The sequence below is a fragment of the Streptomyces sp. CB02400 genome (assembly GCF_001905725.1).
GTDB classification, from domain to species: Bacteria; Actinomycetota; Actinomycetes; order Streptomycetales; family Streptomycetaceae; genus Streptomyces; species Streptomyces atrovirens.
This window is the reverse complement of the sequence record NZ_LIWB01000014.1, coordinates 41,089-53,613: the sequence shown is the minus strand read 5'-3', so window position 1 is coordinate 53,613 and position 12,525 is coordinate 41,089. Positions and strand designations below refer to the sequence as shown.

The window sequence follows — 12,525 nt, the reverse complement described above, 5'->3', positions numbered from 1 at the left end:
CTAAACCTGCGATCTGTTCAACCGCTGACCGGGATATCCGGGTTTCCGTCGTTCCGGCGCCGAGCGGGCCCCGGCGGCCGAACCGCGGGCTGTTCTTCTTTGCTTTTCTTTTGCCGTCCGGGAACATGGTCGTGGCCGCGTCCGTTTGACCGGACGGACCGTGACAGCGACAGAAGAGGTGGCACCAAGTGGCGATGTTTGACCGGCTCAAGGAACAGGCCAGGGCCCTCCAGCAGTCCCAGGGCGCACGGGCGGGGAGCGGACAGCAGCACGGGCACGGTTCCTCCTCGGGTGGCGGCTCCAAGGCCCAGCTCATGGGGCTGTTCAAGTCCCAGCTCGCGTCGGCCAAGGCGGAGCTCAAGAGCGGTGCCTACCGGGACGCCAGCATGGCGATGTGCGCGCTGGTCGCCGCGGCCGACGGACGCGTCGACCCGGCCGAGCGGCAGCGCGTGGAGGAACTGATCGTCTCCAACGAGGTCTTGCAGAACTTCCCGCCGGACCAGCTCCGCAAGCGGTTCAACGAACACGTGGACCGGCTCACGGCCAACTTCGAGCTGGGCAAGGCCCGGGCACTGGAGGACATCGCCAAGGCGGCGAAGAAGCCGGTCGAGGCCCGGGCCGTCGTCCAGACCGGCCTCGTCGTCGCCGGGGCCGACGGCAGCTTCGAGCCGGCCGAGCAGTACGCCGTGCGCGACGCCTGCTCGGCCCTCAACCTCTCACCGGCGGAGTTCGGTATCTGACGGCGGCTCGGGGAGACCGGCGCCCGATGCCGGGCCGACGGTGTGACCGAGCAGGTGCAGCGGTGCCGCCGTGACCCCGGCTTCCTCCATGGCGTCCCAGTGGGCCCGCGCCACCGCCGCGTCCACCAGGCCGTGCACCAGCGGCAGCCGGTCGTCCGAGGCGCGCAGCAGGGACTCGGCGCGGCAGGAGGCCAGGGTGCCCTCGATCCAGGGCTGGGCGAGGTAGCCGGCCGCCACCGAGGCCGGGAGGTCGTCGGCGACCTCCCGGCCGGTGCTGCCGACGTGCAGCAGCCCGCCGCCCAGGACCAGGACGTCGCTCCGTTCCCGCATACGGGCGAGGGCCCGTCCGGTGTCGAAGCAGTGCGGGAAGGAATCGTCGACCACTACGGCACCGGGCCGGAGCCGGTCGACGTCGAGCACCGCCGTCGCCCCGCTCACCGCCGTCACCAGCAGATCCGCAGCGTGCACGGCGTCCGGCAGCATCCGCTGTGCCTCGGCGACCTCCACCTCGCCGGCCAGCCCGCGCTCCCTCAGCCGACGGCCGAACTCCCTCAGCCGTGCCCCGCTGCCGCGCACGTCGCACAGCAGCAGACGCCGGGGCGGGCGGGCCGCCGGCGACAGCAGCAGCTCCAGCGACGACGCACCGATCGAACCCAGCCCGGCGAACGCCACCTCCAGGTCGGCGAGATCCCGGCCGGTCGCGTCCAGCGCCGCGTGCACGGTCCTGACCACCGACACCACCGTCGCCGCGTGCCCCGTCGTCACGGCCGACGGGTACCGCCGGTGCCGCAGCACGTCGAAGCCGTATCCGGTCAGCGACGGGATCATCCCGGCGAGGGACACACAGCGCGCGCCCAGGGAGGCGGCCAGCGACACCGCGCGAGCGGTGTGGTCCACCAGAGAGGCCCCCCGCCCGAGTTCGTCGGCGAACAGCGGCACACACACGAAACCCGACCGGCCCAGCGGTGTGCGCACCGTCTCCAGCAGTCTCGGGCCGCCGTCGGGGAACAGCAGGGCGCGCACCTCGGCCCGGGGCAGCGCCGCCTCGGGCAGGCCGGCCAGCCGGGCGAGGTGCTCCGGCGCCGGCAGATAGCCGACGAGAGCCGCGTCCATCGTCCCCCGCCGCTTCCTCGGCGGGGGCACCACGACCCGGCGGTTCCCGGCCGCCCGCACCAGACGGCCGCGCACCGAGCGGACGAAGCCGTCGAGCGCGGCCGGCGGGAACGCGGCGGCGCTGCCCCGTACCGTGACCCGCAGCCCGTCACCGTCCGGCCGTACCGCCATGAACAGGTCCGTCGCCGACGACGGCGGCAGGAACACGCTGTCCCCCGCCTCCCCCGCCACCCGCAGCACACCGTCGCCCCGCGGGGCCAGCGCGGCGAAGTCGAGGTGGGTGAAGAAGAACTGCGACGTCACGGGCAGACCGTCGGCGTGCCGGGGCACCACGTCCTCATGGACGCGCGCCTCCTCCGCCTCCGCCACGATCCGGCGCAGCGCGTCACCGAACTCCCCTTCCGTGAGGGGCGCGTCGGCAGCGCCGGCCGGCCGCACGGGTACGGCGGTGGCGAACGGCCCGAAGACCCGGTGCGCGTCGGGCAGCGCACCGTCCCGGCCGCTGACCGCCAGTCCCACGACCAGATCCGGCCGGCCCGTCACCGCCGTCAACTCCTGGTAGTAGGCGGTCAGCAGCGGGGCGTACAGCGTGGTCCGCGCGGCCGAGGCGACCTCGCGCAGGGCGGCCGTCAGTGCCGCGTCGAGCGTGAACCCGGCCGACTCGAAACGGTGGTCGCCGCCCACGGCGGCGGTACGCAGCACCGGCGGCCGGTACGGGGCGTTCAGCCGGTCGGCCCGGGCCCGGTGCTCCACCGTGGCCGGTGCGTCGGCGGCGGACCCGGCCGCCGCCAGGGCATGGTCGCGGAAACCGGCCCGCAGCGCGGTCAGTCCGGGCGCGGCACCGCCGGCCAGCCGGTCGTACGCCTCGATGAGTTCCCGTATCAACAGCGCCGAACTGTAACCGTCGCCGATGAGATGGTGCGCGTGCACCAGCAGAACGTGCTCCCGCGGCTCCAGGGTGAGCACCCGCAGGCGTATCAACGGCCACGCCCAGGGTTCCAGACGCCGCTCCGCCTCGTTCGCGGCCCGCTCGTCCACCTCGGCGGGCCCGGCGACCGTCTCGAAGCCGACCGGCAGCCGCAGCGACCGGGGCAGCTCCTGCTGCACGGGCGGCCGGGCACCGGAGGGAAAGACGGTGCGCAGCATGCCGTGGCGCTCCACCAGAACATCCACCGCCCGCTGGAAGAGGTCCGGATCCAGCGGCCCGGACAGCCGGATCCGCGCCAGCCACGTTCCGACGCCCGGCGAGAGCGCCTCGGCGAGGAGGAACCCGCGCTGGCCGGGAGTGACCGGGAACGGGCCCGGATCCCGGTCACCGGCCGGAGCGGACGCGGCGTCCGTGACGTCCCCTCCCGTGGCGGCGTCCACGGCCTCCGCCAGCGCGGCGAGGGTGCGATGACGGTAGATCACGGTCGGCCGGGGCAGCGGTCCCGCCCGCTCCGCGAGCCGGGCGAACACCTGGAGGACGAGCAGCGAATCGCCGCCCAGTTCGAAGAAGTCGTCCTCCCGGCACACGGCACTCACCCGCAGCACCGCGCACCAGATCGCCGCCAGCCGCCGCTCGGTCGCCGTGGCCGGGGGAGTCCTTCCGTCACCGGACGGCGTGCCCGGACCAGGGTCCGTTGTCAGCAGCGCCGACCGGTCGACCTTGCCGGTTCCGGTCAGCGGCAGCGCGTCGACGAACGTGATCCGCGCCGGGACCATGTACGACGGCAGCAACCCGGCCAGATGCCGGCGCACCTCACCCGCGACCGGCCGTTCCGCCCCCGCCCGGGTGGTGACGAAGGCGAGCAGCCGCCCCCCGTGCGCGAGCACCACGGCCCGCCCGACACCGGGACAGGTCTGCAGCGCCGCCTCCACCTCTCCCGGCTCCACCCGGTTCCCGCGGATCTTCACCTGGTCGTCGACCCGCCCCAGGAACTCCAGGACGCCGTCCGCCGACCGGCGCACCCGGTCCCCGCTGCGATACCAGCGCCGCCCCCCGCGCGTCGTGAACGCCCGCGCGGTCAGCTCCGGTTCGCCCAGATAGCCGGAGGTCAGGCCGGTGCCCGAGATGAGCAGCTCCCCGGCCTCGCCCGCCCCGCACACGGCACCGTCGGCGTCGACCACCTCCAGCAGGGCACCGGCCGCGGGCCGCCCGATCGGCAGCCGCCGTACCTCGTCACCCGGGCGTGCCTCGATGATGTGGCAGGTGGCGTTGACGGTCGTCTCGGTCGGCCCGTACAGATTCGCGACGCGCGTGCCGCTCCCGAACAGGTCGAACCAGCGGCGCACATGCTCCACGGGCAGCGCCTCACCGCCGACGTGCACCCAGCGCAGCGCCGACAGGTCCACCGGCGCCACCCCCTGCCCCGCCCGTGCCTCGGCGGCCGACAGCAGCTGCTCCCACAGCGTCGGAACGGAACTCCACACGGTCACCCGCGCCCGCTCCACACGCGCCAGCAACAGCTCGGGGTCCCGCAGCAGGTGCCTGGGCACGGTCACCACGGTGCCGCCCACCATCAGCGGTGCGAGCAACTGGCGCACCGAGGCGTCGAAGCACGGCGACGCAGTCTGCGCGAGACGGTCGTCGGGGCCGTAGCCGAAGGTGTCGACGGCCCAGTCGAGGTAGTTCTCCATCGCCCGGTGGGTGACCGGCACCGCCTTCGGGCGCCCCGTCGACCCGGAGGTGAAGATGACGTACGCGACCGCCCCGGGATCCGGCGCGACGTCGGCGGTACGGCCGTCGTCGTCCGACGGGCCGTCGGCCGCCACCGTCCGTACGCCGTTCAGGGCCTGGGCGAGGCGCAGGGTGGGGGAGTGGCACACCACCGTGGAGGCGCCCGTACGGGTCAGCTGATCGGTCAGCCGCGCCCGGGGATGCTCCGGATCCAGCGGGACCCAGCCGGCCCCGGCCCGCAGGATGCCCACCACACCCACCACCGTGTCCACGCCCGGCTCGGTCAGCAGCCCGACCAGATCGCCCGGACGGACGCCGTGAGCACGCAGCCGTGCCGCGAGGGCGGCGGAGGCACGGTCGAGTTCCCCGTACGTGAGGGACGCCTCCCCGGCGTCGACGGCGGTCGCGCCGGGACGCGCACGGAACCGGTCGAGCAGCCGGGTGACCAGGGGGAGGCGCCCGTCGGGCAGCGCGGACGGCGCCGGTCCGGGCATGGGCACGAACGCCGCCAGCTCCTCCCGGAACTCCCGGTCCAGACGTGCCACGGTGGCCCGCTCGAACAGCGGTGCCGGGAAGTTCCACGACACGCGCAGCACCGGACCGTCCGCCCAGCACAGCAGGGACAGCCGGGTCGTCGCCGACCCGGTGCCGGCCGCGGTCGCCCCCACCTCCACCGGGCAGCCGGGTGCCGCCGCGGCCGGGAACCGGGCGAAGCTGAAGCCCGCCGGGCTCACCGTGCGGGGCCCGGCGCCGGCGCCGGGCAGCATCCCGGCCAGGTCCAGACTGCTCACCCCGGCGTGCCGCTCGCTCTCCAGCCACAGCCGGCGCAACCGTTCCGCCAGCGTCACGACCGGCTCCTCGCCGTCCACCTCGCACAGCAGCGGCAGGGTGTCGGCGAGCGGACCGACGAGCCGGTCCACCCCGTCGAAGCGGTCCTCGCGACCCGCCCTGGCCACGTTCACGGCGACGTCCCGGCGCCCCGTCCACCGCGCGAGACAGCGCACGTACGCGGCGAGGAGCAGATGGAACAGGGACACGCCGTGCGCGGCGGCGAGCCGTTCGAGACCGGCACTCGACTCCGCGTCGAACGCGCCGTGGTGCTGCACGATCGGGCCGGTCGCGGGAGCGTCGGGATCACCGTCGTAGGGCAGCCGCAGTGGCGCACCGCGCACGGCGAGACGCTCCGTCCAATAGCGCCGGACGGCATCCGGCACACCGGAATGCCGCGTGCTCGCCGCGTACCGTGCGAAGTCCGGCGCCGGTGACGTCGGCCGTGGTGCGGGCTCTCCGTGCCACAGCGCGGTGTACGAGGTCCACAGTTCCTCGACGAGGACGTTGAGGCTGTACCCGTCGGCGGCCGCATGGTGCACGACCAGCAGCAGATGGGCGAGTTCCGGCTCCTGGCGGAGCAGCACGGCGCGTACCGGCGGACCCGCCGTCAGATCGAAGGGCCGGTTGCACACGGCGGACTCGGTGCCGGCCAGGTCCTCGGCGGCGCAGTCCCGCACCTCGTACCAGTCCGCCACCGGAACCGGCGCCGCCACCCGCTGCGTCGGCCGCGCGCCCGAGGTGTCCACCCGCAGTCGCAGCATGCCGTGCCGTTCCGCCAGGTGTGCCAGCGCCCGGCCGAGGACGCCGGTGTCGAGCGGGCCGCGGACCGTCAGCCGCAGATGACCGCGCGCCGGGACGTCCGGGTGGAGCAGGCTGCTGGTGTGGAGCGCGAGCTGGACGGGCGTCAGGTCGAAGGGCTCGCCGTCCGAGTGGTCCGGGCGGTCCGGGGCCCGGTCGTCGAGGTGGGCGGCTAGTTCGCGCACGGTCCGGTGTTCGAAGAAGAGGGTGGTGGGCAGGGACCGCCCCAGCTTCCGCTCCAGCCGTTTGACGAGATCGACGGCGCCCAGCGAGTCCAGGCCGAGGGTCAGGAACGGCGTGTCGTCGTCGACCGCCGCCGGCGGGACGTCGAGGGACCGCGCCAGCAGCTCCCGCAGTACGGCGGCCGTACCGGAGGAGGCCGGGGTCCGACTGCTTGTTCCGTCGGCCGTGGGCGGCGGCATCGGGGCGGCCGGGGGTGCCGCGGGTGTCAGATCGGCGAGGACCAGTTGTGCCATGTCCGTGCCGCAGGCCGACCGCAGGGCCGCCAGTGCGGGCGCCGTCGCCAGCGGCCGGCCCGCGGCGGTCGCGAGGCCGTCGGCGCCCCCGGCGGCGAGGCCCGTCTCGCCGAACGGCCCGAGGTTCACCGACAACCACGGGCGGCCCGCCCGCCGCTCGGCCCCGGCGAAGGAGTCGAGGAAGGCGTTCGCCGCCGCGTACGCGCCCAGGGCGCCTGCCAGGCCGGGCAGCACCGACGACACCGACGAGAACGCGACACACACTCCCGGGCGTTGTCCGTGCCGGTCCAGCGCCTCGGCCAGCAGGACGGTGCCGAGCGTCTTCGCGCCCAGCGCGTCGACCGTCTCCCGCACGTCCGTTCCGCGCAGACTGCCGGGCCGGGCGACTCCGGCCGCGTGGAAGACGGCGTCCAGCGGAGGGAGGCCGGCGACGAGTCGTTCGACGTCGTCGGGGACGGTGAGGTCGGCCGTGACATAGCGGGCGTCGGCGCCGAGTGCGGTGAGTTCTTCGAGGAGACCCTGGGGCGGGTGGGGGGAGCGTCCTGCCAGTACGAGGACGGGACGGGCCCTGTTCGCGAGTTGCCGGGCCAGTGCGGAGCCGATGCCTCCGGCGCCGCCCGTGATCAGGAACGTGCCGTCGGCGGGCAACAGGGCCGTGCGGGCCGGGTGTTCCCCGGTGCGTGGCACGACGGTCCGCACCGAGCGCTGCCCGGCCCGCCAGGCGACGGCTCCTTCCGCCTGCGGCGCCGATGTCTCGGCGAGCAGCGCCCGCAGGTGCTGCTCCTCGTCGTCGAGGGAGGAGAGGTCGATCCAGTTCGCGATCACCCCCGTGGATTCCTGGGGCACGGCCAGGGCGAGTCCGCCGAGGATCGCCTGGGCGGGGTTCGGGCGCTCTGCGTTGTGGCCCGTGACGTGTGCGTCCTGGGTCACCACCAGCAGGCGGCGGGCGCCGGTGCGGTCGAGCAGGGCGAGTGCTTCGTGTAGTGCCGTGACTGCCTGGTGCTGGTGCTGGGACAGGTCCGCCGCCGTTTGCGGTCGGGTCGTGTCGGCGAGCAGGATCACGGTGTCCGGGGTCTCGACGGCATCCGCTTCTTGGGCGGCGAGTCGGTCTGCCAGTCGGCGTACCGCTGCCGGATCCGCGCCGGTGACTGCAACGGCGGGGTGCGTCGGAGCGGGCCGGGGGTGGGGTTGCGCTGCTCGGCGCTTGCGAGGTGCCGTCGCGCCCACCCTCCCCCACTCTCGGCTCCGCTCGAGCGGGGGGACCCCCATCGCCCCAGCGGCACGACTGCCCGCGGAGGGCGTGTTCTGCCACACGATGTCGTGCAGCAAGTCCTGCGCTGTGGGTTCGGGCCAGTACCTGCGTCGCTGGTACGGGTAGGGCGGCAGAGGTACTCGGCGGCTGCCTTTGTCGAGGGTCGTGCGGTCCACCGGTACGCCCCGGGTCCACAGTTGTGCCACGGTCTCCAGCAACTCCCGTGCTCCGTCCGGGGCTTCGACCGCGGACACCACGAAGACATCGCCATCCGCCGCCATCGTCCGGGTCGGACCGAGGTCCACGAACGTGTCGTAGCCCTCCTCCACCAGGCGCGTCACCGCGCGGTCGAACCGCACCGGCCGCAAGGCGTGTTCGCGTAGGTGGACCGGGGTCATCGAGGGCTGCCATGCGGCGGTGAGTGTGCTCATCACCGGTGTCGTGGGTGCCGTCGGGGTCAGTTCGCGGGCCGCGTCCGACAGGGCCTGGGCGACCGGCTCCATCAGCGGGGAGTGGAAGGCGCGCGACACTCGCAACGGACGGACGACCGCGTCCCGTTCGGTGAGCCGTCGTGACGCCTCGCGGACCGCGTCGGGGGTGCCGGAGATCACCAGCCGGCCCGGCCCGTTGTACGCCGCGACCGCCAGTTCACCCCCGGAGGCGTCCACCAGGGCGGACACCTCCCGTTCCTCGGCGCCCAGTACGGCCGCCATGGCACCCGGTGCGGTCGACCCGCCCATGAGCCGGCCCCGTTCCGCCGCGAACGTCACCGCCTCGCGCAGGGACAGCATCCCGCCCACGCAGGCGGCCGCGAGTTCGCCGACGCTGTGTCCGACGACCGCGTCGGGCCGTACGCCCCAGGCGGTCAGTTGCCGGGCGAGGGCGACACCGTGCGCGACCAGCAGCGGCTGCGCCACCTCCGTCGCGGCCAGGTCGTCCTCGGCCACGTCGCCGTCGACGCACCAGTCCGTCAGCTCCCGCCCGCACACCCTTCCGACGACCGCCGACGCCTCGTCGAGCGTGGCGCGGTACACCGGCGCCGTGGCGTACAGCGCCGCGCCCGGACCCGGCCGCAGGCCGCCCTGACCGGGCAGGACGAAGACGGTCCGGGGCCGGTGCGTCACCGTCCCGGTGATCGCGCCCTGCCGCGCCGTGCACGCCGCGGTGAGCCGTTCTGGCAGGTCGCCGTCGGCGACGATCGCGAGACGGTGGGGCCGCTCGTCCCGTGCCGCACCGGCCGTCGCGCAGACGTCGGCCTCGTCGAGCTCCGGGTGCTCGCGCAGATGCTCCGCGAGCCGCGACACCCACGCCTCCAGCCCCTCCGCGCTGCCCGCCGAAAGGGTCAGCAGACGAGGGCCGTCGCCCGCCCGGCGCGCGGTGCGCACCGGCGCGGGCGGGGCCTCCTCCAGGACGGCGTGCGCGTTGGTGCCGCCGAAGCCGAAGGCGTTGACGCCCGCCCTGCGCGGCCCGACCGACTCCCAGTCGGTCGGCTCGGTGACGAGGGCGAACCCGGACCGTTCCACCGCGGGGGAGGGCGGGGCGTGGTGCAGCGAGGCGGGCAGCCGGCCGTGGCCGAGGGCCAGGAGGACCTTCACCAGCGAGGGCAGCGCCGCCGCGTTCAGCAGATGCCCGATGTTGGTCTTCACCGAACCGAGCAGCCGGGGCCGGCCGTCCGGGCGGGGCGGGAAGGCATGGGCCAGGGACCGCAGTTCGATCGGGTCGCCGACGGCCGTGCCCGTGCCGTGCGCCTCGACGTAGGTCACCGACGCCGGGTCGACGCCGCAGTCCCGGTGGGCCAGGGTGATCACCTCCCGCTGGCGCAGCGGATTGGGCGCCATCAGACTCAGCGACGTACCGTCGTTGTTGACGGCGGTGCCGCGGACGACGGCGAGCACCGTGTCGTCGTCACGGTGGGCCTCCGCCAGCCGCCGTACGACGAGTGCCGCCCCGCCCTCGCCCGGTACGAACCCGTCGGCCGCCGAGCCGAAGGCGCGGCTGCGCCCGGTCGGCGACAGGGCCTGCGCCGCCTCCAGGGAGCGGTGCGCGGCCGGGGTCAGATGCAGGTTGACGCCGCCGACGACCGCGAGGTCGCACTCGCCGTCCGCGAGGCTGCGCCGGGCCAGGTGCAGGGCCACCAGGCCCGAGGAGCAGGCGGTGTCCACGGCCAGCGCCGGGCCGTCCAGGTCGAGACAGTGCGCCACGCGGGCGGCGACGAGGTTGGGGAGGTTGCCGGTCAGAGCGGACTCGGCCGGCGGGGCGGTACCGAGGGCGGCGTCGGCGAGGATCTGCCGGTAGCCGCTGTCGCCGACGGCGGCGAAGACGCCGATCCGCAGGCCGCGGCGGCGCGGCCCGGCGTACCCGGCGCGTTCCAGCGCCTCGTGGGCGAGTTCGAGGAAGATCCGTGCCTGCGGGTCGAGCGCGCGCGCCTCCTCGGCACCGATCCCGAAGTGCCCGGCGTCGAAGGCGGCGGGGTCGTCCAGGAAGGCACCCCACCGCCCGTCCTCCTCCGCCGCCGCCCCGGCCGTGCCCCAGCGGCCCGCGGGCACCTCCGTCACGGCGTCGCGGCCGGCGGTGAGCAGCTCCCAGAACTCCTCCGGCGTACCCGCGCCGGGGAACCGGCAGGCCAGCCCCACCACGGCGGTCTCCGGGCCCCGGGACGACGTACCGTCCCCGGTCCCCCGCCGCTCGGACACCTGTCGCCCCGCCGCGTCCAGGAGGTGGTCGGTGAGGGCGGCCACCGTGTCGTCGCGCATCACGGCCGGCCCGAGCGTCACGTCCAGCGCCCGTTCCAGCTCGGCGAGCGCCTCCATCGCCTTGAGCGAGCCGCCGCCCAGCTCGGCGAACCGGTCCCGGTCCCCGAACGACGGCTCCGGTATCCCCAGCACCTTCGCCCAGACCTCCCGCACCACGCCCCGCACCTCCGCGCGGGAGCGGGGCACCGGCACCGGGCCCCCGGACGGCCGCGGCGGCTCCTGGCTCGTCGGGGCCGCCCCGGAGGCGGCCGTGGGCCGGTACGCCCCCTCCTCGAACCGCGACCGCATCCGCTGCCGCCGCACCTTGCCACTGGTCGTGCGCGGGAAGGCGGACGGCGGCAGCGCGAACACCCGCACGTCGTCGTGGCCCAGCGCCGCCCGCACCCGCCCCGCGACCCGGTCCAGCACCCCGGCCGCCGAACGCGGCGGCCGGGCCCAGGCCACGAACACCACCACCCGCTCCCCGCCGGTCACCGGGTCGGTCGACCCGACCACCACCGTCGTCCCCGGCGGCACCCCGGGCGTGGCCGCCGCGACCTCCTCCATGTCCGGGGCGTGGAACGTACGGCCGTTGACGAAGAGCACGTCCTTGTGACGGCCGCTGACACACAGCCGGCCGTCCCGCAGGAAACCGAGGTCACCGGTGCGCAGCCAGCCGTCGGCGAAGGCGGCGGCCGTCGCCTCCGGCAGACCGTGGTACCCACGGGCGACCTGCGGACCACGCACCTCGACATGCCCCACCCGCCGGTCGCCCAGCGGACGTCCCCGGTCGTCGGTGACACGCACCGAGCACCCCGGCACCGGCAGCCCCACGTCCATCAACTCCACGGCATCACCGCCCGGCTCCCGCTCCACCGCCCGCCCTCGGCTGAGCGCGGCACGCTCCAGGGCGACGGGCACGGCCACCTCGTCCGGCGGAGGGAACGCGACGGCCAGGGTCGCCTCGGCCAGCCCGTACACGGGCGTCGCCGCCCGGGGGTCGAGCCCGGACGGCCGGGTCCGGGCGGCGAAGTCCCGCCACACCGTCGCCGAGATCGGCTCGGCGCCCACCAGGAGCAGCCGCACCGTGCTCAGATCGAGCCCGGCGAACACCTCCTCGGGGACCCGGCGGACGGTCAGCGCCAGGGCGAAGTTCGCGGCGGACAGCAGGGTGGCCCGGTGCGCGGCGGCCACCTCGAACCACAGCCGGGGGTTCTTCGCGAACGACAGCGGGGCGATCCGCACCTGCTTGGCCCGCGCGGCGAGCGGCGCCAGATGGGTGCCGATGAGTCCCATGTCGTGGAAGTACGGCATCCAGCTCACCACCACGTCCCGGTCGGTGAGCGCGGCGGCCCCGGTCAGCTGGCGGAGGTTGGCCAGCACGGCGGCGTGGGTCAGCTCCACGCCCTTGGGCGCCCCGGTGCTGCCGGAGGAGAACTGCAGGAACGCCAGGTCGTCCGGGGCGGCGGTGGCGGGCGACTCGACGGCGGAGGACGTCCTCAGCTCCTCCAGCCGCAGCACCCGGGCGTCCTCGGGGAGTTGACCGGCCACGTCCGCGCAAGCCTCGTCCACCGCCACCGGGGGACGCCCGAGGTGCTCCCACACGGGACGGACCCGCCGCACGTCGGGCGCCAGCGGCACCGGCACCAGACCGGCCGCGACCGCGCCCCAGAACAGGGGCTGGAAGTCCTCACCGCGGTCCGCGACCACCGGCACACAGGTGCCCGGCGCGACTCCCGCGTCACGGTAACCGCCCGCGACACGCAAGGAGTCCTCCAGCAGCCGCCGGAAGGTGACGGGCGTTTCCCCGCCGTCCCCCCGGACATGGACGACCACCTGGTCGGGGGCACGGCGGGCGGCGTCCAGCAGGACGTCCAGCAGCGTTACGGCGTTCATGGGTCCGTTCGTTCGTGCGTGGGCGACC

General features: G+C 75.1%; 2 protein-coding genes. One reads left to right on the top strand and one right to left on the bottom strand.

The window, feature by feature from the left end; genetic code table 11:
- The first annotated feature begins 188 nt into the window (after window positions 1-188).
- The gene (locus tag AMK33_RS28400; protein WP_073935834.1) at window positions 189-740 is read left to right on the top strand and encodes a tellurite resistance TerB family protein; all 552 of its coding nucleotides are present in this window, start codon (window positions 189-191) and stop codon (window positions 738-740) included.
- On the opposite strand, the gene AMK33_RS28395 is transcribed toward AMK33_RS28400, so the two are convergent.
- Window positions 717-12,497, bottom strand: coding sequence for a hybrid non-ribosomal peptide synthetase/type I polyketide synthase (locus AMK33_RS28395; protein WP_073935833.1), 11,781 nt, complete (start codon window positions 12,495-12,497; stop codon window positions 717-719). The genes AMK33_RS28400 and AMK33_RS28395 overlap by 24 nt on opposite strands.
- Window positions 12,498-12,525: the final 28 nt, after the last annotated feature.

Bases quoted from the DNA above. Each gene is read 5' to 3' on its own strand.
- AMK33_RS28395 (WP_073935833.1), bottom strand. From the start codon at position 12,497: ATGAACGCCGTAACGCTGCTGGACGTCCTGCTGGACGCCGCCCGCCGT.